Annotated in this window: 22 protein-coding genes; 15 read left to right on the top strand and 7 right to left on the bottom strand. The window is 70.9% G+C overall.

The features are described 5' to 3' along the window. The first annotated feature begins 10 nt into the window (after positions 1 to 10). From ABKA17_RS31145 to ABKA17_RS31125, 5 genes are all read left to right on the top strand, one after another. On the top strand, positions 11 to 205 hold the full coding sequence (locus ABKA17_RS31145) for a hypothetical protein (protein ID WP_353695625.1): 195 nt from the start codon (positions 11 to 13) through the stop codon (positions 203 to 205). A gap of 261 nt (positions 206 to 466) precedes the next feature. After that, complete coding sequence (tatA, locus tag ABKA17_RS31140; RefSeq protein WP_353695624.1) at positions 467 to 757, top strand: Sec-independent protein translocase subunit TatA; 291 nt, start codon at positions 467 to 469, stop codon at positions 755 to 757. Positions 758 to 804: 47 nt separating this feature from the next. Further along, the gene (gene tatC / locus ABKA17_RS31135; RefSeq protein WP_353695623.1) at positions 805 to 1,758 is read left to right on the top strand and encodes a twin-arginine translocase subunit TatC; all 954 of its coding nucleotides are present in this window, start codon (positions 805 to 807) and stop codon (positions 1,756 to 1,758) included. A 31-nt stretch (positions 1,759 to 1,789) separates the two neighbouring features. Continuing rightward, on the top strand, positions 1,790 to 2,680 hold the full coding sequence (locus ABKA17_RS31130; RefSeq protein WP_353695622.1) for a diacylglycerol kinase: 891 nt from the start codon (positions 1,790 to 1,792) through the stop codon (positions 2,678 to 2,680). Between the two features lie 40 nt (positions 2,681 to 2,720). After that, the gene (locus ABKA17_RS31125; protein ID WP_353695621.1) at positions 2,721 to 5,582 is read left to right on the top strand and encodes a DEAD/DEAH box helicase; all 2,862 of its coding nucleotides are present in this window, start codon (positions 2,721 to 2,723) and stop codon (positions 5,580 to 5,582) included. Between the two features lie 95 nt (positions 5,583 to 5,677). Here ABKA17_RS31125 and atzF read toward each other — a convergent pair whose 3' ends face one another. The 4 genes from atzF to ABKA17_RS31105 are packed head-to-tail and all read right to left on the bottom strand — an operon-like array spanning position 5,678 to position 12,253. Then, entirely contained in the window at positions 5,678 to 7,321 is a 1,644-nt protein-coding gene (atzF, locus tag ABKA17_RS31120) for an allophanate hydrolase (protein WP_353695620.1), read from the bottom strand. Between the two features lie 2 nt (positions 7,322 to 7,323). Further along, positions 7,324 to 10,833: a 5-oxoprolinase/urea amidolyase family protein gene (locus ABKA17_RS31115; RefSeq protein ID WP_353695619.1), complete on the bottom strand. Its 3,510-nt coding sequence runs from the start codon at positions 10,831 to 10,833 to the stop codon at positions 7,324 to 7,326. Next, positions 10,830 to 11,432: an urea amidolyase associated protein UAAP2 gene (locus ABKA17_RS31110; RefSeq protein WP_353695618.1), complete on the bottom strand. Its 603-nt coding sequence runs from the start codon at positions 11,430 to 11,432 to the stop codon at positions 10,830 to 10,832. The genes ABKA17_RS31115 and ABKA17_RS31110 overlap by 4 nt, the downstream gene beginning before the upstream one ends. Further along, on the bottom strand, positions 11,429 to 12,253 hold the full coding sequence (locus ABKA17_RS31105; protein ID WP_353695617.1) for an urea amidolyase associated protein UAAP1: 825 nt from the start codon (positions 12,251 to 12,253) through the stop codon (positions 11,429 to 11,431). Before ABKA17_RS31105 ends, ABKA17_RS31110 begins: the two co-directional genes overlap by 4 nt. Positions 12,254 to 12,452: 199 nt before the next feature. On the opposite strand from ABKA17_RS31105, the gene ABKA17_RS31100 reads away from it, so the two are divergent. The 6 genes from ABKA17_RS31100 to ABKA17_RS31075 all read left to right on the top strand — a co-directional run bounded on the left by ABKA17_RS31100 (position 12,453) and on the right by ABKA17_RS31075 (position 17,897). Then, positions 12,453 to 13,079 carry a TetR/AcrR family transcriptional regulator gene (locus ABKA17_RS31100; RefSeq protein ID WP_353695616.1) on the top strand — a complete coding sequence of 209 codons (627 nt, stop codon included), beginning with the start codon at positions 12,453 to 12,455 and terminating at the stop codon, positions 13,077 to 13,079. Between the two features lie 283 nt (positions 13,080 to 13,362). Beyond that, complete coding sequence (locus ABKA17_RS31095) at positions 13,363 to 14,946, top strand: sensor histidine kinase (protein ID WP_353695615.1); 1,584 nt, start codon at positions 13,363 to 13,365, stop codon at positions 14,944 to 14,946. Beyond that, positions 14,943 to 15,350, top strand: a complete 408-nt coding sequence (locus tag ABKA17_RS31090) for a roadblock/LC7 domain-containing protein (protein WP_353695614.1) — start codon at positions 14,943 to 14,945, stop codon at positions 15,348 to 15,350. The genes ABKA17_RS31095 and ABKA17_RS31090 overlap by 4 nt, the downstream gene beginning before the upstream one ends. Further along, positions 15,347 to 15,754 (top strand): DUF742 domain-containing protein, encoded by a 408-nt coding sequence (locus ABKA17_RS31085; RefSeq protein WP_353695613.1) that lies wholly within the window; start codon positions 15,347 to 15,349, stop codon positions 15,752 to 15,754. Before ABKA17_RS31090 ends, ABKA17_RS31085 begins: the two co-directional genes overlap by 4 nt. Continuing rightward, entirely contained in the window at positions 15,735 to 16,355 is a 621-nt protein-coding gene (locus ABKA17_RS31080; protein WP_353695612.1) for a GTP-binding protein, read from the top strand. The genes ABKA17_RS31085 and ABKA17_RS31080 overlap by 20 nt, the downstream gene beginning before the upstream one ends. A 42-nt stretch (positions 16,356 to 16,397) precedes the next feature. Continuing rightward, the gene (locus ABKA17_RS31075; protein ID WP_353695611.1) at positions 16,398 to 17,897 is read left to right on the top strand and encodes a cytochrome P450; all 1,500 of its coding nucleotides are present in this window, start codon (positions 16,398 to 16,400) and stop codon (positions 17,895 to 17,897) included. Here the strand turns inward: ABKA17_RS31075 and ABKA17_RS31070 are convergent. Further along, positions 17,891 to 18,847: a pseudouridine synthase gene (locus ABKA17_RS31070; protein ID WP_353695610.1), complete on the bottom strand. Its 957-nt coding sequence runs from the start codon at positions 18,845 to 18,847 to the stop codon at positions 17,891 to 17,893. The two genes, ABKA17_RS31075 and ABKA17_RS31070, sit on opposite strands and share 7 nt — an antisense overlap. A gap of 47 nt (positions 18,848 to 18,894) precedes the next feature. Here ABKA17_RS31070 and ABKA17_RS31065 point away from each other — a divergent pair, with 47 nt between their 5' ends. Then, positions 18,895 to 19,476, top strand: a complete 582-nt coding sequence (locus ABKA17_RS31065; protein ID WP_353695609.1) for a GNAT family N-acetyltransferase — start codon at positions 18,895 to 18,897, stop codon at positions 19,474 to 19,476. A 1-nt stretch (position 19,477) separates the two neighbouring features. Here ABKA17_RS31065 and ABKA17_RS31060 read toward each other — a convergent pair whose 3' ends face one another. Next, positions 19,478 to 21,004: an amino acid permease gene (locus ABKA17_RS31060; protein WP_353695608.1), complete on the bottom strand. Its 1,527-nt coding sequence runs from the start codon at positions 21,002 to 21,004 to the stop codon at positions 19,478 to 19,480. 211 nt (positions 21,005 to 21,215) lie between these two features. On the opposite strand from ABKA17_RS31060, the gene ABKA17_RS31055 reads away from it, so the two are divergent. The 3 genes from ABKA17_RS31055 to ABKA17_RS31045 all read left to right on the top strand — a co-directional run bounded on the left by ABKA17_RS31055 (position 21,216) and on the right by ABKA17_RS31045 (position 23,788). After that, complete coding sequence (locus tag ABKA17_RS31055) at positions 21,216 to 21,806, top strand: PadR family transcriptional regulator (RefSeq protein ID WP_353695607.1); 591 nt, start codon at positions 21,216 to 21,218, stop codon at positions 21,804 to 21,806. Positions 21,807 to 21,980: 174 nt separating this feature from the next. Beyond that, complete coding sequence (locus tag ABKA17_RS31050; protein WP_353695606.1) at positions 21,981 to 23,015, top strand: ATP-binding cassette domain-containing protein; 1,035 nt, start codon at positions 21,981 to 21,983, stop codon at positions 23,013 to 23,015. Then, positions 23,012 to 23,788, top strand: a complete 777-nt coding sequence (locus tag ABKA17_RS31045; protein WP_353695605.1) for an ABC transporter permease — start codon at positions 23,012 to 23,014, stop codon at positions 23,786 to 23,788. Before ABKA17_RS31050 ends, ABKA17_RS31045 begins: the two co-directional genes overlap by 4 nt. 94 nt (positions 23,789 to 23,882) lie before the next feature. On the opposite strand, the gene ABKA17_RS31040 is transcribed toward ABKA17_RS31045, so the two are convergent. Then, positions 23,883 to 24,725 carry a siderophore-interacting protein gene (locus tag ABKA17_RS31040; RefSeq protein WP_353695604.1) on the bottom strand — a complete coding sequence of 281 codons (843 nt, stop codon included), beginning with the start codon at positions 24,723 to 24,725 and terminating at the stop codon, positions 23,883 to 23,885. Between the last annotated feature and the right edge of the window lie 135 nt (positions 24,726 to 24,860).

Genomic DNA, 24,860 nt, shown 5'->3' with positions numbered 1-24,860 from the left:
GCTCGGCACCATGTTCTGGCCGATGTTCGCGATCGCTGTGGGTTTCCTGGGTCTCACCGTCCTCGGTGTGCTCGCCGTGCGGGTGTTCGTGGAGGCGCAGCGGCTCGGACGCCAGGTCTCGGACTCCGCGCAGCGCATCGGCAGGGCCGCCGAGGACCTGGAACGGGCCGCGGTGAGCACCGCCCGCTCTGTGGACGCGCTGTGAGTCCCGCTGTGCACCGCATGTGAGTCCCGCGCCGGAAGCGTTTTGGGTCACTTCGGCCTGTCACCCCGGGGGCCCGGCCAGGTACGCTGCTGGTCGCGGACCGGAGAACGAGGCCCGGGCCGCGGACCGGGAGTACGCACGGGGATTGCCTCACGTTCACCCCTGAGCGTTACGATCGCTGTCAACACGATCGTTCGGACACCTGTCCGACCGGTCGGACAGCACCCCACCCCAGCCGCCTCGGTGAGAAGGTAAAGACTTATGTTCGGAAGGCTCGGCGCCCCCGAGATCATTCTCATCCTCGTCGTCATCATCCTGCTGTTCGGCGCGAAGAAGCTTCCCGACATGGCGCGCTCGCTCGGCAAGTCCGCCCGCATCCTCAAGAGCGAGGCGAAGGCGATGAAGTCGGAGGGCCAGGACAACGCGTCCGCCCCGTCCGCTCCGCCGCAGGACGACCAGCAGCCCCAGGTCCAGCGCACCATCCAGGCCGCCCCCGGCGACGTGACCAGCTCCCGCCCGGTCACCGAGCCGACGGACACGACCAAGCGCTGACGCAGGGCCGGTGACCTCCGGCCCGCTGCACGAGATGGGAACGTGGGTTGCTGAAGTCTGCCCGCAATGAGGAGAAGGATCCCGAGGGGCGGATGCCCCTTGCGGATCACCTTCGTGAGCTCCGCAACCGGCTCGCCAAGGCGCTGCTGGCCATCGTCATCGTGACGGTCGTCGCGGCCTTCTTCTACAACGACATCATCAACTTCTTGACGAAGCCGATCCTGGATTCGATCGGCTGCGACAAGAGCTTCGCGGAACTCGCCAAGTCGTCCGAGACCACTGACAAGTGCGCCCGGATCACGATCAACGGTCTGCTCGCGCCCTTCACACTGGCTCTGCAGGTCTCGCTGACCGCCGGCATCGTGCTGGCCTCGCCGATCTGGCTCTACCAGCTCTGGGCGTTCGTCGCCCCGGGCCTGCACCGGCACGAGAAGAAGTACGCCTACGCCTTCGTCTTCACCGGCGCCCCGCTGTTCATGGGCGGTGCCTACTTCGCGTACTCGGTGCTCCCCACCACCGCCAAGGTGCTGATCGACTTCACACCGAGCGGCAGCATCGACAACCTGCTGCCCCTCGACGATCTGCTCCAGCTCGTCACGCGCATGGTGATCGTCTTCGGCCTCTCCTTCGAGCTGCCGTTGCTGCTGGTCATGCTGAACCTCACCGGGATGATCACCGGTAAGCGGATGCTCGGCTGGTGGCGCGGGATGATCATGGGCATCACGGTGTTCGCCGCCGTGGCGACGCCGAGCACGGACCCGCTGAGCATGCTCGCGCTGGCCGGCCCCATCTGGGTGCTGTACTTCGTCGCGACGCTCTTCTCCCTGGTCAACGACAGGCGCCGGCGCCGTAAGGACGCCGAGGGCCCTGACGACGACGAGGCCTCCGACCTGGACCTCACCCCCGAGGACATCGGCGAGGTCGAGACCGTCTCCGCCTCCCGGGCGCTGCCCGAGCAGTCGTCGACGGACCGGGTCAACGGTTATGACGACGTGACCTGAAGATCGGGAAGCGACTCGTAGGGTCAGTGACGTGACCAGCGAGATCACCCTCTTCGTCAACCCCACCGCGGGTCGCGGCCGGGGCGCCCACGCGGCGCAGCCGGCCGCTTCCGCGTTGCGGGCGGCCGGTTTCTCCGTGCGCACGGTCCTCGGCGAGAACGCCGAGGACGCCCTCACGCGCGCGCGGGCCGCCGTCGCGGACGGCACCGGCGCCCTGGTCGCCGTCGGCGGCGACGGCATGGCGCACCTGGCCCTCCAGGCCGTCGCCGGCACCCGCACCCCGCTCGGCCTGGTCGCCGCCGGCACCGGCAACGACCTCGCCCGCGCCCTGGGCCTGCCGGTGCGCGACCCGGCCGCCGCGGGCCGCCGTATCGCCGAGTCCCTCAAGGACGGCACCCCGCGCGACATCGACCTCGGGCAGGCGGGCGACCGCTGGTTCGGCACCGTCCTCGCCTCCGGCTTCGACTCCCGCGTCAACGACCGCGGCAACCGCATGAGATGGCCCACCGGACGCTTCAAGTACGACCTGGCGATGATCGCCGAACTCGCCGCCTTCAAGCCCTTCCCGTACCGCATCAGGCTCGACGACGGCGAGGTCCGGGAGATCGAGGCGACCCTCGTCGCGGTCGGCAACGGATCGTCGTACGGCGGCGGCATGCGGATCTGTCCCGGCGCCGACCTCACCGACGGGCTGTTCGACATCACCGTGGTCGGCGACTGCAGCCGGGCCACGTTGCTCAGGGTGTTCCCGAGCGTCTACCGGGGCACCCACGTCGACCACGCCAAGGTCACCGTGCACCGGGCGGCGAAGGTCGAGATCAGCGCTTGGGGGATCACCGGGTACGCCGACGGGGAGCAGCTCGGGCCGCTGCCGCTGACCGCGCGTTGTGTACCGGGGGCGATCCGCGTCCTGGGGCTCTGAAGTGCACGGACCCGGGGTTTGACAAGTCGGGATCCGGATAATGATCGTCCTGTTGTCAGTGGGGCCCGGTACGCTCGAAAGCACGATGACAGACGATCTCTCACCGGCCGAGCGGTACGCTGCCGCGCGCAGGCGCGCTGCCGAGCAGGCCACCGCGCTCGCCGACTTCCGCGAGATGTACGACTTCGGCCTCGACCCCTTCCAGATCGAGGCCTGTCAGGCGCTCGAGTCCGGGAAGGGCGTGCTGGTGGCCGCCCCCACCGGCTCGGGCAAGACGATCGTGGGCGAGTTCGCCGTCCACCTCGCCCTCCAGCAGGGCAAGAAGTGCTTCTACACGACACCCATCAAGGCGCTGTCGAACCAGAAGTACGCCGACCTGTCGCGTCGTTACGGCGCGGACAAGGTCGGTCTGCTCACCGGCGACAACAGCGTCAACTCCGAGGCGCCGGTGGTCGTAATGACCACCGAGGTGCTGCGGAACATGCTGTACGCGGGCTCGCAGACCCTGCTCGGCCTCGGATACGTGGTCATGGACGAGGTGCACTACCTCTCCGACCGCTTCCGGGGTGCCGTCTGGGAAGAGGTGATCATCCACCTCCCGGAGTCGGTCACCCTGGTCTCCCTCTCCGCGACCGTGTCCAACGCCGAGGAGTTCGGCGACTGGCTCGACACCGTCCGCGGCGACACCGACGTGATCGTCTCCGAGCACCGGCCCGTGCCGCTGTTCCAGCACGTGCTCGCCGGGCGGCGGATGTACGACCTGTTCGAGGAGGGCGAGGGCAACAAGAAGGCCGTCAACCCCGACCTCACGCGGCTGGCCCGGATGGAGGCCCAGCGGCCCTCGTACCAGGACCGCAGACGCGGTCGCGCGATGCGCGAGGCCGACCGGGAGCGGGAGCGCCGGCAGCGGTCGCGGGTGTGGACGCCGAGCCGGCCCGAGGTCATCGAGCGCCTCGACGCCGAGGGGCTGCTGCCCGCCATCACCTTCATCTTCAGCCGCGCCGCCTGCGAGGCCGCCGTACAGCAGTGTCTGTACGCCGGTCTGCGGCTCAACGACGACGAGGCGCGGGCCAAGGTGCGGGCCCTCGTCGAGGAGCGCACCGCCTCCATCCCCACCGAGGACCTGCACGTCCTGGGGTACTACGAGTGGCTGGAGGGCCTGGAGCGCGGTATCGCGGCCCACCACGCGGGCATGCTGCCGACGTTCAAGGAGGTCGTCGAGGAGCTGTTCGTGCGCGGCCTGGTGAAGGCCGTGTTCGCGACCGAGACGCTCGCCCTGGGTATCAACATGCCCGCCCGGTCGGTGGTGTTGGAGAAGCTCGTCAAGTGGAACGGCGAGCAGCACGCCGACATCACCCCGGGCGAGTACACGCAGTTGACGGGCCGGGCCGGGCGTCGGGGTATCGACGTCGAGGGCCATGCCGTGGTGCTGTGGCAGCGGGGGAGCAGTCCCGAGCATCTGGCCGGGTTGGCCGGTACGCGCACGTATCCGCTGCGGTCCAGCTTCAAGCCGTCGTACAACATGGCGGTCAACCTCGTCGAGCAGTTCGGGCGGCATCGCTCACGCGAGCTGTTGGAGACGTCCTTCGCGCAGTTCCAGGCCGACAAGTCGGTCGTCGGGATCTCGCGGCAGGTGCAGCGCAACGAGGAAGGGCTCGAGGGCTACAAGGAGTCCATGACCTGCCACCTCGGCGACTTCGAGGAGTACGCGCGGCTGCGGCGGGACCTCAAGGACCGGGAGACCGAGCTGGCCCGGCAGGGCGCCACCGAGCGGCGGGCCGAAGCGGCCGTCGCGCTGGAGAAGCTCAAGCCGGGTGACGTCATCCACGTGCCGACGGGCAAGTACGCCGGTCTGGCACTGGTACTGGATCCGGGGCTGCCTGCCGGGCGGTCCAACGGCCACCGCGGCTTCGAGCACCACGACGGGCCACGACCGCTGGTGCTGACCGCCGAGCGGCAGGTCAAGCGGCTCGCGTCGATGGACTTCCCGGTGCCCGTCGAGCCGCTGGAACGAATGCGGATCCCCAAGTCCTTCAACCCGCGCTCCCCGCAGTCCCGTCGGGACCTCGCCTCCGCGTTGCGCACCAAGGCCGGGCACATCCCGCCGGAGCGGGCCCGCAAGAAGCGCTCGCAGGCCGCGGACGACCGTGAGATCGCCCGCTTGCGGACGGCTCTTCGGGCCCATCCGTGCCATGGGTGCGACGAGCGCGAGGACCACGCGCGCTGGGCCGAGCGCTACCACCGGCTGCTGCGGGACACCTCGCAGCTGGAGCGGCGCATCGAGGGCCGCACCAACACCATCGCGCGGACCTTCGACCGGATCGTCGCGCTGCTCACCGAGCTGGACTACCTGCGCGGCGACGAGGTCACCGAGCACGGCAAGCGGCTCGCGCGGCTGTACGGCGAGCTCGACCTGCTGGCGAGCGAATGCCTGCGGGCCGGGGTCTGGGAGGGGCTTTCCCCCGCCGAACTGGCTGCCTGTGTCTCCGCGTTGGTCTACGAGGCGCGGGTCGGCGACGACGCGATGGCGCCCAAGCTGCCCTCGGGCAAGGCGAAGGCCGCGCTCGGGGAGATGGTCCGGATCTGGGGGCGGCTGGATGCGCTCGAGGAGGACTTCCGGATCAACCAGACCGAGGGTGTGGGACAGCGGGAGCCGGATCTCGGGTTCGCCTGGGCCGCGTACATGTGGGCCTCCGACAAGGGGCTCGACGAGGTGCTGCGCGAGGCGGAGATGCCGGCGGGGGACTTCGTACGGTGGTGCAAGCAGGTGATCGATGTGCTGGGGCAGATCTCGGCGGCGGCGCCTGTCTCTGGTGGGCAGGGGTCTACGGTCGCGAAGAACGCGCGTAAGGCGGTTGATCTGTTGCTGCGGGGGGTTGTGGCCTATTCGTCGGTGGGGTGACCTGTTGGGGCGCGGGTGCGGGTGCGTTGTGGCTTGTCGCGCTCACGCGGCGGAGCCGCACATCGATGCAGGCCCGCGCCCCTAGGTTGCTTCCCCTACTCGGCGTTCACATAGGGCCGCCAGCCTCCGTATGAGGTGATGTCTTCGGCATCTGTCAGGGCATCTGGTTCGCAGAGGAAGCCTGGGACTTGGGATCCGTCTGCCAGTTCGATGCTGCCCAGCGTCATCGGCCGGGGGAGCGCGGTCAGCAGGCGGCCCAGGGCCTCAGCCGGTAGTCGCCAGACCTCCGTCTCGATCGCTGCGCCTCCCTCGCCGACGTGGACCAGGCCCGGCTTCGGGGGGTTCGTTCGCAGGGCGTGCAGGCGGTATGCCGGGGCCGTGGTCGTCGTGCGGTCCAAGCGGGCGCCCAGTGCCAGGAGTTGGGGGTTCAGGGGCTGGCCCGTCAGGTGGGCGCCGACCACCGCCACCCTTGTCTCCGGCTGGAGCAGTCCGGCGATCCTGGTCAGGCGTTCGTCCGTGTGGGCCGGGCCGATCAGCATCACGCCGAACGGCAGGCCGTTGACCTCGCCCGCCGGGACTGCGACCGCCGCCTGGTCGAAGAGGTTCGTGGAGTTGGTGAAGCGGCCCAGGCGGGCGTTGGCGCCGAGGGGGTCGGCGGCGACCTCGGTGAGGGTGGGGTGGCCCGGTGTGGTGGGGAGCAGCAGGGCGTCCGCGTCGGCGAGTTCGGCCTCGGCGCGGGTGCGCAGGGCGGCCAGGCGGTCCTGGTCGGCGTAGAGCCGGTGGGCCGGGATGTCGCGGGCGCGGGTGATGATGCCGGCGACGGTGGGGTCCAGGGTCTCCACACCGTCCGCGATCGCCTTGTCGACAAAGCTGCCCACTGCGGTGTAGCGCTCGGCCACGAACGCGCCCTCGTAGAGCATCGCGGCGGCTTCGGTGAAGGGGGTGAGGTCGATCTCCCGTACCCGTGCGCCCGAGGCTCTCAGTTGTGCCACCGCCGCCTCGTACGCCTGCGCCCAGCCTTCGTCCAGCTCCCCGAGTTGTTCCAGTGGCGGGACCGCGATCCGCCAGGGGCCCTGGGGGCGGCCCGGAAGGGCGGGCCGGGTGCCCGTCGCCATGTGGGAGAGGGCCTGCTCGGCCTCCGGGAGGGTGCGGGCGAAGACCGTCACGCAGTCGAGGGAGGCGCAGGCCGGGACGACACCGGCCGTCGGGACCAGACCGCGGGTGGGCTTGAGGCCGACGACGCCGTTGAAGGCGGCCGGGACCCGCCCCGAGCCCGCGGTGTCGGTGCCCAGGGCGAGGTCCACGATGCCGAGGGCCACCGCGACGGCCGAGCCGGAACTGGAGCCGCCGCTGATGTACGCCGGGTCGTGGGCGTTGCGTACCGCGCCGTGCGGTGAGCGCGTGCCGACCAGGCCGGTCGCGAACTGGTCCAGGTTCGTGGTGCCCAGCACGATCGCGCCCGCCGCGCGCAGACCCGCCACAGCCGGTGCGTCGGCCTCGGGCCGGTAGGCGTACGCCGGACAGCCCGCGGTCGTCGGCAGGCCCGCGACGTCGATGTTGCCCTTGACGGCCAGCAGGCGCCCGGCGAGGGGGAGTCGCTCGCCGGCGGTGACGCGCTCGTCCAGGGCCCGTGCCTCGGCCTCGACCTCGGCCCGCGGACGCAGATCGATCCAGATCTCGGGACGATCCACGGCCTCGACGCGCTCGTAGGCGGCACGGACACGCTGTACAGCGGACATCTCTAACTCCTCGGGGCCGGGGCCAGGACGACCAGTGCCGTCCCCGCCTCCACCTGGTCGCCCGGTCTGGCCAGGATCTCCGCCACCACGCCGTCGACCGGCGCGTGCACCCTGGACTCCATCTTCATCGCCTCCAGCGCGAGGAGCGGCTGTCCGGCCGTGACCTCGTCGCCCGGCGACACGTTCAACTGCCATACGGACGCGGCGAACTCGGCCTCGATCAGCCGGCCGCCCGCCGGGACCGTCACCTCGGCGGGCGTGGCGGCCGGTGCCGTGACGGTCTCGGCCCGCGCGAACTCGCCCGCCTCCTCCCAGGCGTCCCGCTCGGCGGCGAAGGCGGCCTGCTGCCGGGCCTCGAACTCCCGTATGGACTCGGCGTTCTCGTCGAGGAACGCCCCGTACTCGGCGAGCGAGAAGGTCCCCTCCTCGATGCGCGGCACGAACCGTCCGGACGTGATGTCGGCCCGTAGCTCCAGAAGTTCGTCGGCGTCGACCGGATACCACTTGATCCGGTCGAAGAACCGCAGCAGCCACGGCGACCCCGGCTCGAACGCGCCGCGTTGCTGCCATCCCGACCAGACCTGGGTCGTACGCCCCACGAACTGGTAGCCGCCCGGTCCCTCCATGCCGTAGACGCAGAGATAGGCGCCGCCGATGCCGACGGAGTTCTCCGCGGTCCAGGTGCGGGCCGGGTTGTACTTGGTGGTGACCAGGCGGTGCCGTGGGTCGAGGGGGGTGGCCACGGGGGCGCCCAGGTAGACGTCGCCGAGGCCCAGGACGAGGTACTCGGCGTCGAAGACCGTGCGGTGGACGTCGTGCACCGACTCCAGGCCGTTGACGCGGCGGATGAACTCGATGTTCCAGGGGCACCAGGGGGCGTCGTCCCGCACGCCCGCCATGTAGCGGGCGATCGCCTCGCGGGTCGCCGGGTCGTCCCAGGACAGGGGGAGGTGGACCGTGCGGGAGGGGACGACCAGTTCGTCGGTCGGGGGGAGTGCCTCGACCATCTCGCGGACCGAGGCCAGGAGTTCGGACTGGGGCAGCCGTCGTGGGTCCGTCTGGATCTGTAGGGAGCGGATGCCGGGGGTGAGGTCGGTGACCCCGTCCAGACAGGATTCGGCCACCGCCTCCATCAGCGCGTGGACGCGCATCCGCAGCGCGAGGTCCAGCTGCATGGGGCCGAACTCGACCAGCAGGTTGTCGTCGCCGCTGCGGCGGTACGTCACGTCGCCGTCCCGGGCCAGGATGCCGCCGTCCACGAGGGCCGGGCGCGGCTCGCCGGACGTGTCCACCGGAACGAAGCGCACCGTGTCGCCCGGCCGCAGCTGGCCCAGCTTCCAGCGCTCGGCGCTGAGCACGGTCGCCGGGCACACGAACCCGCCGAGCGAGGGGCCGTCCGGGCCCAGCAGCACCGGCATGTCGCCCGTGTAGTCGACGGCGCCGACGGAGTAGGGGGTGTCGTGGATGTTGGAGGGGTGCAGCCCCGCCGCTCCGCCGTCGGTGCGCGCCCAGCGCGGCTTGGGGCCGACCAGGCGGACCCCGGTGCGGGCCGAGTTGAAGTGGACCTTCCAGTCGGCGGCGTAGAAGTCGCGGATGTCGTCCTCGGTGAAGAACTCCGGGGCCGCGTGCGGGCCTTCGACGGCGCCGATGTGCCAGGTCGCGGTGAAGGCGGGCCGGTCCGCGACCGGCGTGCCCTCGGCCTCGCCCCCGCCGTGCAGCACGTCCCCGGTCCGCAGCGCCCGTCCGCCGTGCCCGCCGAACCGGCCCAGGGTGAAGGTGCTGGCGCTGCCGAGGAAGGCGGGGACGTCGAGGCCGCCGGCGAACAGGACGTAGGTCCGCAGACCGTGCTCCGCGGGTGCTCCCACGGCGAGCAAGGCACCCGCGGGGACGGTCACCGGCTCCCACTGGGCGACCGGGGCGCCGTCGACGCTGACCGGCGCGGGCGCTCCCGTCACACACACCGTGGTGGTGTGGCTGAACCTCAACGACGGGCCCTGGAGGGTGCATTCGAGCCCCGGAGCGCCCTCGTGGTTGCCGAGGGCACGGTTGCCGATCCGGAAGGACAGGTCGTCCATCGGCCCGGACGGGGGCACGCCGACCTGCCAGTAGCCGGTGCGGCCCGGCCAGTCCTGCACGGTGGTGAGGGTGCCGCCGGCGACGACCTCGATACGGGGGGTCGGGTCGTGGACCTCGGCCAGGGTGCCCGTCGAGTGGGTCGCCGCCGCGAAACGCGGGTTCGCGAGCGCCGCCCTGAGCAGTCCCAGGTTCGTCTCGACCCCGTCCACACGGGTGCGGGCCAGCGCCTCGTCGAGCCTGCGCAGCGCGTGCGCCCGGTCCGAGCCGTACGCGACGATCTTCGCGAGCATCGGGTCGTACGCCGTCGTCACCTCGGTACCGGTCTCCACCCAGCCGTCGACCCGCACCCCCGTCGGATACTCCACCCGGGTCAACAGGCCCGCGCTGGGCCGGTGTTCGCGCGAGGGGTCCTCGGCGTAGATACGGGCCTCGACGGCGTGACCGCGGGGGGCGCCGGGCTCGCGCACGACGTCCGGCTCGCCGAGGGCCAGCCGCAGCATCCAGGCGACCAGGTCGACGCCGTAGATCTCCTCGGTGACCGGATGTTCCACCTGGAGGCGGGTGTTGACCTCCAGGAAGTACGCCTCCTCGCGGGCGGCGTCGTAGACGAACTCGACGGTTCCGGCGGAGCGGTAGCCGACCGAGGCGCACAAGTCCCGGGCGCTCGCGGTGAGTCGGGACCGCACATGCTCGGGCAGGCCCGGTGCCGGGGCCTCCTCCAGCACCTTCTGGTGGCGGCGCTGGAGCGAGCAGTCGCGGTCGCCGAACGTGACGACCCCGCCCCGACCGTCGCCGAAGACCTGCACCTCGACATGGCGGGCGTGCTCGACGAGCCGCTCCAGGAAGACCCCCGCGGAGGAGAAGGAGGCGGCGGCGACGCGCTGCACGCGCTCCCAGGCGTCCGTCAGTTCGTCGTCGGAACGACATGCCGACATGCCGATACCGCCGCCACCGCCGGTGGCCTTGAGCATCACGGGGTAGCCGATCGCCCGGGCGGCCGCCAGCGCGTCCGTCACCGACGCGAGCAACGCCGTCCCCGGGGCCAGTGGCACCCCCGCCGCCTCGGCGGCGGCGCGCGCCGTGTGCTTGGCGCCGAACAGCTCCAGCTGCTCCGGCGTCGGGCCCACGAACACGATGTCGGCCTCCTCGCAGCGCCGCGCGAAGGACGCGTCCTCCGACAGGAAGCCGTACCCGGGGTGAATGGCCCCCGCCCCCGTGTCCTTGGCCGCCTTCAGCACCAGATCGGCGTCCAGGTACGACTCCTTCGCGGGCGCCGGACCCAGCCGTACCGCCTCGTCCGCGAGCCGCACATGGGGTGCCGAGCGGTCCGGGTCGGAGTACACGGCGACCGTGCGCAGGCCCAGTTCGCGTGCCGTGCGGATGATCCGTACCGCGATCTCGCCCCGGTTGGCGACGAGCAGCGTGTCGAAGGTCATGCGCCCGCCCCGGTGATCGTCATCTCCACCGCCGTCGGATCGAAGCCGTTGCAGGGGTTGTTGATCTGGGGGCAGTTGGAGACGAGGACCAGGACATCGCACTCGGCGCGCAGGGTCAGCTTCAGGCCGGGGGCCGAGATGCCGTCGACGATGCCGAGGGTGCCGTCCTTCTCGACCGGGACGTTCATGTACCAGTTGATGTTGGAGACCAGGTCGCGCTTGCCCAGACCGTGCCGCGCGCCCTCCGCCAGGAAGTTGTCCACGCAGGCGTGCTGCGACCAGGTGTGGTGGCCGTAGCGCAGGGTGTTGGACTCCTTGGAGCAGGCGCCGCCGACCGTGTCGTGGCGGCCCACCTCGTCGTCGAGCACGGTCATCAGCGGGGTGTGCTCGTTCGACATCAGCACACTGCCCGTGGTCAGGAAGAGGTTGCCCTGGGCGTGGATGGTGTCGGGCGCGCTGTAGCGGACGGAGGTGTCGTGGGCGTCGTAGACGAGGAAGTCGACGGCCTGGTTGCCGTGCAGGTCGGTCAGGGTCAGCGTCTGGCCGGCGCGGACGACGGACGACCAGGCGGCACGGGCGGGAACGACGGTCGTGCTCATGCGAGCCCCCTCGCGGCAAGGAGTTCGGCGGTGTTGAGGAAGGCGCGGCGGCCCTCGGGGGTGGCGTCCCACAGCGGGTCGCCGGGCGCGGTCGGCGACCCACGCCAGGCCAGGACCTCCAGCGGGGTGCTGACGTAGTCGGGGCGCGGGTCGGCCGGATGCGGCACGTTGGCGATCAGTACGGTGACGTCCTGCTCGGCGCGCAGGGTGACGGCGGCGCCGGGCCCGGCCGAGCCGGTGAAGTCGAGGGCGCCGTCCTCGAGGACGCGCACGCCCTGGAAGAAGGAGAGCGAGGGCGGCAGGTCGCGCGGCTCCAGGCCGTTCTTCGCGGCCGCCAGCTTGAACAGCTCCCGTCCGGCGGGGGAGTCCGACTGCGGGGTGCCGTCGCCGTACCGCTCGGTGTTGCGTACGAGCGTGGAGGTGCCGCACAGCGCGTCGTGGCGGCCGGAGGTGTCGGCGACCAGCGAGGCGAGGACCCGGCCCTGGTCGGACAGGAGCAGCACGCCCTTACCCAGGTAGGCGTTCCACTGCACCTTGACCGTGTCGGCCACGTTCAGCCGCTCCCAGGGCCGGTCCGCGGCGTACAGCAGCAGATGCGCGCAGGCGTCGCCGTGCAGGTCGGTCAGGCGCAGCTCGGTGCCGCGGGCCAGCACCTGGTGCGTGTAGTTGCCGCCCGCCACGGTCTCGGCCCAGACCATGCGCCCCGCGTCGCCGGGTGGCTCCGGCCAGTCGGCCGCCGGGACGACGGGCATCGCCGCGACCCTCGCGCCCTCCTGGGCGCGGGCGTGATCGCGGGCTCCGTACGTGGTCTCTGTCGCCATCGCGGGACCTCCGGCTCCGGTGCGGTGGGTGTCGCGTGCCAATTCCGACGCGTGCTATTTCTGTCGTGCGACAGAAATTAGGAGTGGGGTGGGTCGGGAGGGTTGCCCCGGTGTTGCGGCCCGGTTACCGGCCTCTCACCCCTCCTGACCAGGCGCTCCTGAAGATCACCGGACGGGGTGCTGTGCGAGGATCGAAGGTATGGGAACGACGGGTGGACGGCGGGTCGGCAGGCCGCGCGCCGCGCAGCGGCCGGACAGCGGCCTCGAGCCGCGCGACGAACTGCTGGCGGCCGCCGCCGAGTTGTTCACCACGCGCGGCTACGCGGCCACCACCACCCGGGCGGTCGCCGAGCGCGCGGGCATGCGCCAGGCCTCCATGTACCACTACGTCTCCGGCAAGGAGGAACTGCTCGCCCGGCTCCTGGAGTCCACGGTCGCCCCGTCGCTCGGCTACGCCCGTGAACTCCTCGCCGACGACACGGCTCCGGCCGAGGGCCGGTTGTGGGAGCTGTGCCGCGCGGACGTGGAGCTGCTGTGCGGCGGCCCACACAACCTCGGAGGCCTCTACCTGCTGCCCGAGGTGCGCACAGAGCACTTCGCCGGCTTCCATGCCGTGCGCGCCGAACTCAAGGACGCCTACCGGCAGTTGCTCGCGGCCACCCGCGCCGGCGGCACGCTCGCCAAGAGCGAGCTCGACCTGCGTACGGACCTGGTGTTCGGGCTGATCGAGGGCGTCATCCTGGTGCGCCGCTCCGGCCCCGACCGACCGGTGTCGGCGTTTGCGGAAGCCACCGCGGACGCGGCGCTGCGGATCGCCGGGATCTGATCCGGAGCCGTTCAGGGGCTGTTCCGAGCTGACCTTCACCCGTCACGGTGAGTGGTTTTCGTACATCCATGCGCTGTGACGCAGCGTGTACGAATGGAACCCCTGCGTGTAAATGGAGCTGAGAGTACTCCTGTCGCGGCGGCCATTTCAGGTGCTTGCCGAATATGACACAGCGATGATCCGGTCGGACTAAGCTCGCCCGCAGCGCACCGAGTTGAGATGTATTCGTGCGCTTGTTCCCTATGTATGCGCATCCAAGCCGATTTGTTTCCGAGGGCCTTACATGGTGAGTGTTCAATCCCCACCCGTACGCCGTGAACTTCCCTACGCGCGCGTGCTGTTGCTCCCCGCGATAGTGATGGCCGCGGCCACCGGAGCCGCAGCCGCCGTGGTTCCCGAGCCGGGCCGGACGGCCGTCGCCTGGTGCGGCGCAGTCGCCACGCTCCTGGTGCTCGCGGTGGCCTCCGAAGTGGTGCGCCGCGGCCGGGCCCTGCGTGACCTGCGGGCCGAGCACGCCCGTCACAGTGCGTATCTGGAACGGCGTGTGGCCACCCACGAGGAGGGGATGCTCCGGCTCGCGCACGAGATCGCCCCCGCCGCCATCTACCGGTTGCGATCCGGAAATTCCCCCGCGGAGGTGATTCGCCAACTCGGCGCCATCGACCCCTCCTACGGCGACCTCCCCGAGTCGCAGCTGGTCATCATCCGGACGATGCTCGAGATCATCGACTCCGAGGAGATCCTGCGCGACTCCGCGCAGCGCTCCTTCGTCAGCATCGCCCGCCGCGTCCAGGCGATCGTCCACCAGCAGAACAAGGAACTGCGGGAGATGGAGGAGGACCACGGCCGCAACCCCGAGGTCTTCGACGACCTCCTGCGCATCGACCACGGCACCGCGCTGATCGGCCGGCTCGCCGACTCCATCTCCGTCCTCGGCGGCGGCCGTCCCGGCCGTCAGTGGCCGGACCCCGTCCCGCTGTACAGCGTGCTGCGCGGTGGCATGTCCCGCATCCTGGAGTACCGGCGCATCAAGCTGGACTCCATCGCCCAGGTCAACATCCGCGGCATCTCCGTCGAGCCGGTCATCCACGCCGTCGCCGAACTCCTCGACAACGCCACCCGCTACTCGCCGCCCCAGACCAAGGTCCATGTGACCGCGTCCGAGGTGCAGACCGGTGTCGCCATCGAGATCGAGGACGCAGGCGTCAGCTTCAGCGAGGAGGCCCGCGCCAAGGCCGAAGGCATGCTGGAGCGCGCCAAGGCCGGTGTCGACCTCCAGGACCTCGGCGAGTCCCCGCGCCTCGGTCTGGCCGTAGTCGGCCGCCTGTGCACGCAGTTCGACATGCAGGTCTCGCTGCGCTCCTCGGCGTACGGCGGTGTCCGCGCCGTGCTCGTGGTGCCGCGCGAGATGATGACCAGCGAGCCCGCCCCCGGTCTCGCGCACGGTATCGGCGCCGCAGCGGTGCCGAAGGCCGAAGGTGCGCTCGAAGGTCCCAAGCGCGCACCGAAGAGGCGCCGCCCCACCAGCCCGCGCATCCCCCTGTCCATGTCCATGGAGGACGACGTCCCCGAGGTCACCGAGTGGACCGCGGGCGGGCTGCCGCAGCGCCGTAGTCGGGTCAAGACCCCGCTCGCCCAGCGATACGCCGAACAGGCCGCCATCGACAAGGCCGAGCGGGAGGGCAGGCCGACCATCTGGTCGACGCCCGCGCCCGAGCCCGAGCCGGAAGAGAAGGAACCCGAACCCGGCCTGTGGGTCGAGGCGTTCTGGAACGGACTCAAGGGCGACCCGGACCCGACCGCGTTCACCCAGCCGACCACCGAGCCGGCCCGCATCGAGGCCGACGACGAGAGGGACCACAAGTGATCCAGCAGCGCGCCAACTTCGACTGGATGCTCAAGGATCTCGCCGACGGGGTACCGGGCATCGAGATGATCGTGGTGCTCTCCGCCGACGGCCTGCGCATCGCCCGCTACGGCGGCGACCCGGACGCCGCCGACCGCGTCGCCGCGGCCTGTGCGGGGCTCCAGAGCCTCGCCCACGCCGTCGCCCACGAGATCCCGGGCAGCGACGGCCGGATGAAGATGGTCCTCATCGAGATCAACGGCGGCTACTTCTATCTGATGGCCGCCGGCCCCAACGCCTACCTCGCGGTCCTCTCCGACGTGGTCGCCGAACCGGGCCTGATGAGCAACCGCATGCGCGACCTCGTGGTCAGAATCGGCGCCCATCTCACCAGTCCGCCCCGGCGCAACGGCCAGACCGTATGACTCCTCCGCAACGCCGGCGGCGATACCCCAGTCAGGCACCGGAAGAACCCGAACCGAAACCCGTCGGCGAGGGCAACGGAAAACGCCCCCCGGAGCGGCTCTACGTGGTCGCCGGACCGGACGGGGAGCGGGCCGACCTCGACCTGGTCGCGTTAATCGTGGCGCGCGCCGACCCCCCGCCCTCCGCCACACCCGAGCAGACGGCAATTCTCCGGCTCAGCGCGGCCCCGATCTCGGTCGCCGAGCTCTCGGCCTATCTGAGCCTGCCGTTCAGTGTGATGACCGTCCTGCTCACCGAGATGATGTCGGCCGAGCTGGTGCAGGCGCGCGCCCCGATCGTCCGTCAGGCGCTCCCCGACCGTTCCCTCCTCGAAGCGGTGATGCATGGACTTCAAAGGCTCTGACACCATCCCCGGCCCACGCTCCGAGGATCAACTGCCGCAGACGGCCCAGGCCGCGGTGAAGATCGTGATCGTGGGCGGCTTCGGAGTCGGCAAGACGACCATGGTCGGTGCCGTCAGCGAGATCAGGCCGCTGACCACCGAGGAGACCATGACCCAGGCCGGTATCGGGGTCGACGACAACTACGGCTCCGACACCAAGACCGCCACCACCGTGGCGATGGACTTCGGCCGCATCAGCATCACCGACCAACTGGTGCTCTACCTCTTCGGCACCCCCGGCCAGGAACGCTTCTGGTTCCTGTGGAACGGCCTGTTCGAGGGTGCGCTGGGCGCGGTGGTGCTGGTCGACACCCGCCGGCTGGAAGTCAGCTTCGACGTCATAGGGCGACTGGAGGAGCGCGGCGTGCCCTTCGTCGTCGCCGTCAACTCCTTCCCCGACGGGCCCCGTTACCCCATCGCGGACCTGCGTGCCGCACTCGACCTGAGCGAGGCGATCCCCATCGTGGAGTGCGACGTGCGCCGCCGCGCCTCCAGCCGGGACGTCCTGATGACCCTGATGCGCTTCCTGCACTCGCTCGCACTCACGGGCCAGCTCACCTGACCCCCACCACCCTGCAACCGGATCCACTTCGGAGCGACCACTGTGACGCCTGAACCCCACGCCCTGACCGGCGCCGACCCCACGGCCGGCCCACCCCCGGGCTGCCCCGCCCACGGCCGCGGTCCCGGAGGGCTGCACCGGCTGTACGGCCCCGAGGCGGAGGACCTCGAGAGCCTCTACGAGCAACTCCGCGAGGAACACGGCCCGGTGGCGCCGGTGCTGCTCCACGACGACGTACCCATGTGGATCGTCCTCGGCCACGCCGAGAACCTCCATCTGGTGGGCACGCCCTCGAACTTCTGCCGGGACAGCCGCGGCTGGACCCCCTTCGTCGAGGGCATGGTCAAGCCCGACCACCCGATGATGCCGCACATCGCCTGGGCGCCCATCTGCTCCTACGCCGAGGGCGACGAACACCTGCGGCTGCGCGGCGCCGTCACCGGCGCCATGTCGACGATCGACTACCGCTCCATCCGCCGCCACATCAACCGCCACACCCAGCGGCTGGTCAACGAGTTCTGCGAGCAGGGCGAGGCCGATCTCATCGCCCGCTTCGCCGAACACCTGCCGATGGCCATCATGTGCGAGATCTTCGGCATGCCGGAGGAGTACAGCGACCGGCTCGTACAGGCCACCCGCGACCTCCTCAAGGGCACCGAGACCGCCAACGCCAGCCAGGCGTACGTCATGGGCGTCCTCCAGGGCCTCGCCCAGCGTCGCCGCAAGCAGCCCGAGGAGGACTTCGCCGGCCACCTCGTCCTGCACCCGGCCAAGCTCACCGACGACGAGGTCACCATGCACCTCTGGCTCGTCCTGATGGCGGCCTACGAGGCCACGGTCAACCTCATCGGCAACGTCCTGCGCGCCGTACTGACCAACCCCGGCTTCCGCGCCCAGCTCAACGGCGGTCAGATGACCGTGCAGGAGGCCGTCGAGCAGTCCCTGTGGGACGAGCCGCCGTTCAGCACGGTCTTCGCGTACTACGCCAAGCAGGACACCGAGTTGGGCGGCCAGCGCATCCGCAAGGGCGACGGTCTGCTGTTCGGTATCGCGCCGGGCAACGTCGACCCGCGGGTCCGACCCGACCTCGACGCCAACATGCAGGGCAACCGCTCGCACCTCGCCTTCGGTGGCGGCCCGCACGAGTGCCCCGGTCAGGACATCGCCCGTGGCATCGCCGACACCGGTGTCGACGCGCTGCTGATGCGGCTGCCCGACGTCCAGCTCGACTGCGACGAGGACGAGTTGGAGTGGCGGCAGTCGATCTCCTCGCGCCACCTCGTGGAGCTGCCCGTCCGGTTCGAGCCGAAGCCGCAGCAGGACATCATGCAGAAGCCGGGCCATGCCCCGGTCCCCAAGCAGCGACCCACCTGGCAGGTCGGCACGGACAAGCCGCAGCAGTCGGCGCCGGCGGCGACGGAACCCCGGCCGCAGCCCGCCGCACCCCAGCCCGCCGCCGTACCGGAGCCCGCCCCGACGCCGGAACCGGCCCGACCGATGGGTGCCTGGCGGCGCTTGGTGCGCTGGTGGCGCGGTTACTGACCGGCCCCGTCGGCCCACTCGCCGTAGGAGGACCAGGCGCCGAGCGTCCGGGTGCTCCGGAACCGGTGTGCCGTCCCCGTGACCGGGTCGGTGAACTCCAGTGACCGCGCCAGCAGTTGGAGCGGCCGCCGGAAGTCACCGGCCGGTACGGGCGGGGCGACCACGGGATACAGCGGATCGCCGAGGATCGGCACTCCGAGCGCGTTCATGTGGACGCGCAGCTGATGAGTCTGCCCGGTCGTGGGGGTGAGCCGATATCTGCCCAACTCCTCGAGCCGCTCCACGAGTTCGACACGGCTGACGGCGTTGGGTTCACCCGCCACCTCGTAGGCGGCCAGCACGCCGCGCTCCTTGACGATCCGGCTCCGCACGGTCCGGGGCAGGGCGAGCGACGGGTCGTAGGGCGCGACGGCCTCGTACTCCTTGCGTACCCGCCGGTCCCGGAACAGCGTCTGGTAGGCGCCCCGTTCCTCGGGTCGTACCGTGAACAGCACCAGCCCCGCGGTGAGCCGGTCGAGCCGGTGCGCGGCGCCGAGCTCCGGGACACCGAGTTCCCGGCGCAGTCGCGCCACCGTGGTCTCGGTGACATGGCTGCCGCGCGGGGTGGTGGCGAGGAAGTGCGGCTTGTCCACGACGACGATGTGCTCGTCGCGGTGCACGACCTCCAGCGGGAACGGCACGGGTACTTCCGGGGGCGGATCCCGGTGGAACCACACGTACATGCCGGGCACATACGCGGCGTCGGCCGCCACGGACGCCCCGTCCGCCCCGACCACCAGCCCGCGGGCGAGCATGTCGTCCACGACGCCCGGGCCCGCACCGGTGAGCCGTGCCACCAGGTGCTCGCGCACGGTGGCCCAGTCCCCTTGGCCCGGCAGACGCACGCGCACGGGATCCACCCCGTCGCGCTGCGGCAGCGGGGAGGGCGGGGGAGTTGCACGGCGTCTCATCGGGATCAAGCCTACGGCGGCCCCACGGCGCTGACAGGATGGGGATCATGCCGCACCTCATCGGGCCCGTGGTGCCCGCCGGAACCCTGTCCGGCACCCCGCAGCCGGCCCTCCCCACCGGCGACGGGCTGGTCCTGCGCCCGTGGCGGCCCGAGGACGCGCCCGCCGTGCACACGGCCTTCCAGGACCCGCTCCTGCACCAGTGGCACGCCCGCAGGGCCGGCTCCGTCGAGGAGGCCGCCGAGTGGATCGAGGAGTGGCGCGAGGTCTGGCAGGGCGAGCGAGCCGCTCAGTGGGCCGTCGCCGACGCGGAGACCGACCGGCTGCTGGGGCGGGTGGGGCTGCGCGCCATCGAACTCGGCGAGGGCGTGGCCGAGCTCGCGTACTGGACCACCGCCGCGGCCCGCGGGCGGGGCGTCGCCGTCCGCGCCACGGCCGCCCTCACCCGCTGGGCCTTCGACGAGATCGGCTTCCACCGCCTGGAGCTGATGCACGCCACCGCCAACCAGGCCTCCTGCCGCGTAGCGCACAAGGCGGGCTTCGCCCTGGAGGGCACCAAACGCAGCGCGGTCCTCCACCCCGACGGCTGGCACGACATGCACCTCCACGCGCGCGTGCGCGGCGATTGAGCTACGCCGACCCGCTCACCGTCCGTTTCCGGTACAGCCGGTAGCCCGCGCCCACCACCAGCGTCACGCCCAGGAAGAGCACCGTGAACCACTGGAACCACCAGTGCCCGCCCGCCGGGTCGTACACCGCCGCCCGCGGCCAGGCCAGGTTGACCGTCATGAACAGGCCGTAGAGCAGAGCGAGGGCGTTGACCGGGATGCCCCAGCGGCCCAGGGAGAAGAGCGGGGCGCCTGTCTCGTCGGTGCCCTCGGAGCTGAAGCGGCCGCGGAGACGGGCGATCAGGAGGGGGCCGGTGACCATCGCGTACGCCAAATACAGCATCACGATGCAGGTGGTGCCGATGGCCAGGAACGCCTCCGGCGAGGCGAAGTTGAGCAGCAGCAGGGCCGCGGCGAGCACGCCCACCACCAGGGCGGGGCCGCGGGGCATACCGCTGCGCGGGTGCACGCGCGCGAGGCGCGTCGCGAAGGGGAGTTGGCCGTCGCGCGCCATGGAGAACAGCATCCGGCAGGCCGCCGTCTGGATGGCGAGGGTGGCCACCGCGATCGCCACCACCACGTCGACCAGCAGGGCGCGGCCCACCCCGTCGCCAAGACTGCTCGTGAGGACGTAACTGAGGCCTTCGACGCCGAGGCGCCCGTCGGTGAGGCTGGGGGCGGCGAGCAGGCCGCCCAGGATGATCAGCCCGCCGAGCAGGCCCGCCGAGGCGAGCGCGGTGAGGATCGTGCGGGGCGCGGTCCGCCGGGGATGACGTGTCTCCTCGCTCATCTCGCCCGCGCTGTCGAAGCCGATCATGACGTACGCCGCCGTGAACGACCCCACCAGCAGCGCCCCGAACAGGCCCGACTCCAGGGCCGTTCCGGTGTGGAAGGTGATGCCGGGAGTGCGCTCGGAGTGCGTCAGCAGCAGCACGATGATCAGGACCGCGCCGATGATCTCAGCGGTCACGCCGATCCGGTTGATCAGGGACATCACCCGGTTGTCGATCAGGTTCACGAAGGTCGTCAGGGCCAGCAGGAGCACGCCGAGGATCGCCGCGTTGGCCGCGCCGCTCGCCGAGGTCGGCGCCGGGTCGTCGCCGACCAGCTGGAACCCGGACCAGATCGCCGGCATGACCACCTGGAGCGCCAGGGCCGCCGCGGCGACCACCACGATCTGCCCGATCACCATGATCCAGCCCGCGAACCACCCGAAGGCGGGGTTCGACAGCCGTGACGACCACTGGTAGATCGCGCCCGAGAGCGGATAGCGCGCCGCCAGTTCCGCGAAGCAGGCCGCCACCAGCAACTGCCCGGCCAGCACCGCCGGCCAGGCCCAGAAGAAGACGGGGCCGCCGAACGCGTACCCGAAGGCGAAGAACTGGAAGACCGTCGTCAGGACGGAGATGAAGGAGAACCCGGCCGCGAACGACGCGTACCGGCCCAGGCTGCGGTGGAGCTCCTGGCGGTAGCCGAACTCCGCCAGGGAGCGATCGCCGGAGGGGTCCGGGGGATCGGGGCGTACGTCGGACGGGGTGGTGGTCGTCACGGAGGCACCTGCCTTCGACGTGGAATTCCTGTCGGGCGACAGAAATTAGGGAGGGCCTGTTTCGCCCGCGTGACGCGGTCATGTCCAAGGCGGGCCTAAGTCCTCACGCCCTTGCACGCTTCCCTCAAACGCGATACATCGTGTCTATTGACGGGTGGTCGTAGATCGCGATATGTTCGGCCACGGATATTCGGATGCGAGGTGAAATCGAATGCAGCGCCGCAAGCTCCGCAACCCCTTGGCGCTCGCCGTGCTGGCGACGCTGTGGCAGAAGCCGATGCATCCCTACGAGATCGCCCAGACCCTGCGCCGCCAGGGCAAGGACTCCAGCACGAAGATCAACTACGGCTCGCTCTACACGGTCGTGCAGAACCTGGAGAAACACGGCTTCGTCGAGGTCACCGACGTGGAGCGGCAGGGCAACCGGCCCGAGCGCACGGTCTACGGCATCACCGCGGCCGGCCGGCAGGAGACCACCGAGTGGATGTCGGACCTGGTCGCCACCCCGGCCAAGGAGTACCCGATCTTCGAGACCGCGCTCTCCCTGCTCGGCGCGCTGCACCCGGACGACGTGGTGCGGCTGCTGGAGGAACGGCTCAGTGCCCTGGAGGTCCAGGTGGCGAGCGGCCGAGGCGCCCTGGAGAAGCTGTCCGAGACGCTTCCCCGGCTCTTCCTGGTGGAGATGGAGTACCGGCTCCACATGGTCGAGGCGGAGGCGGACTGGGTCCGCGGCCTGCATGACGACATCAGGGAGGGCGCACTGCCCGGCATGGCCGAGTGGAAGGGGTTCCACGAACCCTGACCGAACGAAGAACAGGCCCCGGCACGGCTGTTGGAGCAGCCCGCCGGGGCCTCGAACCCCGAGCTGAATCCGCCGTGAGGCACATCCAGGCGATCGAGGTGCGGCACACCCAGGATAGCCCGGTGCTCCTCACGCGGATCAGCTGTCATCCGCTCACTCAGGAGAGCAGCTGTCATGAACACCCGTGCGCCCGCGGTCGAGGCGCGTCAACTGACCAAGACCTACCCGGGTGATGTCACCGCCCTCACCGGCATGGACGTCACCGTCGAACCCGGCACCGTCTTCGGGCTCCTCGGGCCCAACGGCGCCGGCAAGTCCACCACCGTCAAGATCCTCACCACCCTGGCCCGCCCCGACTCGGGCACGGCCACCGTCGCCGGCCACGACGTGCTGCGCCACCCGGACCGGGTGCGCCGGGCGATCGGCGTGGTCGCCCAGAACTCCGGCGCCGACCCCGGAGCCACCGGCCGCGAGAACCTCCGCCTCCAGGGCCGCCTCTACGGGGCGAGGGGCGCCGGCCTCGACGCGCGCGTCGCCGAGCTCCTGGACCGCTTCAGCCTCACCGAAGCCGCCGACCGGCCGGTCAAGGGCTACTCCGGCGGTATGCGGCGCCGCCTCGACGTCGCCCTCGGTCTGGTGCACCGCCCCGAGGTGCTCTTCCTCGACGAGCCCACCACCGGTCTGGACCCCCAGGCCCGCGGCGCGATGTGGGACGAGATCGCCCGGCTCGCCGGTGACGAGGGGCTGACCATCCTGCTCACCACGCACTACCTCGAAGAGGCCGACCGGCTCGCCGAACGCGTCGCCATCGTCGACCGCGGCCGGGTCGTCGTCGAGGGCACCCCGGACTCCCTCAAGGGCGAACTCCACGGCGACGCCGTCCACCTGCAGCTCCGCGCCACGGTCGGCGAAGCCGGTCGTACGCTGCTCAGGGGCGCCCTGGACGGTCTGCCGGGGGTGCACGAGGTGCTGGTCGACGGGCACCGCGTCAGCGTCCGAGCCGACGACGGAGCGGCCGCCGTCCCCGCCCTGCTCGGGGCCTTGGAGCGGGCCGGAGTAGGCGTCGCCGCCGCCACGGTCGCCCGCCCCTCGCTCGACGACGTGTATCTGCGCTACACCGGCCGCCGTTACTCGGAGGCGGAGTCGGCCGAGGCGACCGGGGGAGCCGGCCGGGCCACCGACCTCGCCGTCGCGGGAGGTGCGCGATGAGCACCGCCGTCACCCAGACCTGGTACATGACGCAGCGTCAACTCATGGTGTTCGTACGGCAGCCCGCGTACGCGATCATCACCCTGATCCAGCCGGTGATCTGGCTGTTCCTGTTCGGCAGCCTGTTCCGCGAGGTCGTCGAACTGGGCGGCTTCGGCACCACCTCGTACCTCGACTACCTGGTGCCCGGCGTGGTCGTGATGAGCGCGCTGAGCTCCAACATGTGGGCCGGGATGACCACGCTCGACGAGATCCAGCGCGGCACCCTGGACCGCTTCCTGACCACCCCGGTCAGCAGGGCCGCGCTGATGAACGGCAACGTCGTCAACAACGGCCTGGTCACCGCGGCCCAGTCGGTGATCATCGTGCTGCTCGGGCTGCTGGGCGGGGCGGACTACCCGGGCGGGATCGGCGGAATCGCCGTCCTGGTGCTCGCCTCGGTGCTGCTCGGCACGGTCTTCGGGGCGCTGTCCAACGCGCTGGGCATGCTGGTGCGGGAGCGGGAGTCGATCATCGGGATCAACACCTTCCTGCTGCTGCCACTGACGTTCCTGTCCTCCGCCTTCATGGCGCCCTCGCAGATGCCCGGGTGGATACGGCACGTCGCCGACTTCAACCCGCTCGACTGGGCGATGGTCGCGGGGCGTTCGGCGATGTCGGAGAACCCCGACTGGGACGCCGTGCTCGTCCGGGGCGGCGCGCTGCTGGCGCTGGCGGTCGGGGCGGTGTGGCTGTCGATCCGCACCTTCCGCTCGTATCAGCGATCGGTGTAGACGGCGGAGTCGGTACGGACAGGGGAGTCGGTACAGACAGCGAAGGAGGGCGGCGCGGTGCCGGCGCCCTCCTTGGCTGTACCCCTGGTCCGCGCTACACCGCGGGGGTGTTCTCCTGCTCGGCCTCGATACGGGCGTTCCACTCCCGCTTCGACTCCTGCCAGCCGTCCTCGTTGTGGCCCAGCCGCCAGTACCCGGAGATCGACAGGTCCTCGCGCGGGATCCCGCGCTCGACGCGCAGCAGATGCCGCAGCTGCTTCACGAAGTGCGCCTCGCCATGGACGAAGGCGTGCACCCGGCCCTCGGGGAACTCAAGTGCCCGCACGGCCTCGGTCAGCGCCGCGCCGAACGGCCGGTCCCCGCGGTGCAGCCAGACGACCTCCACATCGGAGTCGATCTTCTGCTCCTCCTCGGGCCCGGAGACCTCGATGAACGCGTACGCCCTGGCGCCGTCGGGCAGCACCTCCAGGGAGCGGGCGATCGCGGGCAGCGCGCTCTCGTCGCCGACCAGCAGATGCCAGTCGGCGGCCGGGTCGGGGGTGTAGGCGCCGCCCGGACCCATGAACCGGACGGTCTCGCCCGGCTGCACGCGCATCGCCCATGGGCCGGCGAGGCCCTCGTCGCCGTGGATCACGAAGTCCAGGGTCAGCTCGCGGTGTGCGGCGTCCCAGTGGCGGACCGTGTAGGTCCGGGTCACCGGCCACTGCTCCCGTGGGAACTCCTCGCGGATGCGCTCCATGTCGAAGGGTTCCGGGTAGGTCGCGCCCCCGGCCGGGAACAGCAGCTTCACATAGTGGTCTGAGCAGGTGTCCGCCGCGAAGTCGGCGAGCCCCTCTCCTCCGAGCACCACGCGCTGCATGTGCGGGGTCAGCCGCTCGGTGCGGACGACCTGAGCGGAATGCGGCTTCCGCGGCTTGCGTCCCGGTCGTTCTGCCATGGCGGCCTCCCTGCGTCTTCGCTTAGGCTTACCTAAGTTAGCATCTCCCCCCTGCTCAACACCCCTTGCCCCAGGTCAAGTTTAGGCCATTCTGAAGAACGGGACATTCCTCTGAAGAGAGTCTCGTTTTCTCAC

This window comes from Streptomyces sp. RG80, assembly GCF_040446465.1.
Classification (GTDB): Bacteria; Actinomycetota; Actinomycetes; order Streptomycetales; family Streptomycetaceae; genus Streptomyces.
Note: the sequence above shows the minus strand (reverse complement) of the source record. Positions and strands in the feature narration are given on the sequence as shown.

Bases quoted from the DNA above. Each gene is read 5' to 3' on its own strand.
- ABKA17_RS31050 (WP_353695606.1), top strand. From the start codon at position 21,981: ATGAACACCCGTGCGCCCGCGGTCGAGGCGCGTCAACTGACCAAGACC.
- ABKA17_RS31055 (WP_353695607.1), top strand. From the start codon at position 21,216: ATGCAGCGCCGCAAGCTCCGCAACCCCTTGGCGCTCGCCGTGCTGGCG.
- ABKA17_RS31115 (WP_353695619.1), bottom strand. From the start codon at position 10,833: ATGACCTTCGACACGCTGCTCGTCGCCAACCGGGGCGAGATCGCGGTA.
- ABKA17_RS31095 (WP_353695615.1), top strand. From the start codon at position 13,363: ATGGTGAGTGTTCAATCCCCACCCGTACGCCGTGAACTTCCCTACGCG.
- ABKA17_RS31040 (WP_353695604.1), bottom strand. From the start codon at position 24,725: ATGGCAGAACGACCGGGACGCAAGCCGCGGAAGCCGCATTCCGCTCAG.
- ABKA17_RS31110 (WP_353695618.1), bottom strand. From the start codon at position 11,432: ATGAGCACGACCGTCGTTCCCGCCCGTGCCGCCTGGTCGTCCGTCGTC.
- ABKA17_RS31105 (WP_353695617.1), bottom strand. From the start codon at position 12,253: ATGGCGACAGAGACCACGTACGGAGCCCGCGATCACGCCCGCGCCCAG.
- tatA (WP_353695624.1), top strand. From the start codon at position 467: ATGTTCGGAAGGCTCGGCGCCCCCGAGATCATTCTCATCCTCGTCGTC.
- ABKA17_RS31100 (WP_353695616.1), top strand. From the start codon at position 12,453: ATGGGAACGACGGGTGGACGGCGGGTCGGCAGGCCGCGCGCCGCGCAG.
- ABKA17_RS31065 (WP_353695609.1), top strand. From the start codon at position 18,895: ATGCCGCACCTCATCGGGCCCGTGGTGCCCGCCGGAACCCTGTCCGGC.
- ABKA17_RS31125 (WP_353695621.1), top strand. From the start codon at position 2,721: ATGATCGTCCTGTTGTCAGTGGGGCCCGGTACGCTCGAAAGCACGATG.
- ABKA17_RS31070 (WP_353695610.1), bottom strand. From the start codon at position 18,847: ATGAGACGCCGTGCAACTCCCCCGCCCTCCCCGCTGCCGCAGCGCGAC.
- ABKA17_RS31045 (WP_353695605.1), top strand. From the start codon at position 23,012: ATGAGCACCGCCGTCACCCAGACCTGGTACATGACGCAGCGTCAACTC.
- atzF (WP_353695620.1), bottom strand. From the start codon at position 7,321: ATGTCCGCTGTACAGCGTGTCCGTGCCGCCTACGAGCGCGTCGAGGCC.
- ABKA17_RS31085 (WP_353695613.1), top strand. From the start codon at position 15,347: ATGACTCCTCCGCAACGCCGGCGGCGATACCCCAGTCAGGCACCGGAA.
- ABKA17_RS31145 (WP_353695625.1), top strand. From the start codon at position 11: ATGTTCTGGCCGATGTTCGCGATCGCTGTGGGTTTCCTGGGTCTCACC.
- ABKA17_RS31080 (WP_353695612.1), top strand. From the start codon at position 15,735: ATGGACTTCAAAGGCTCTGACACCATCCCCGGCCCACGCTCCGAGGAT.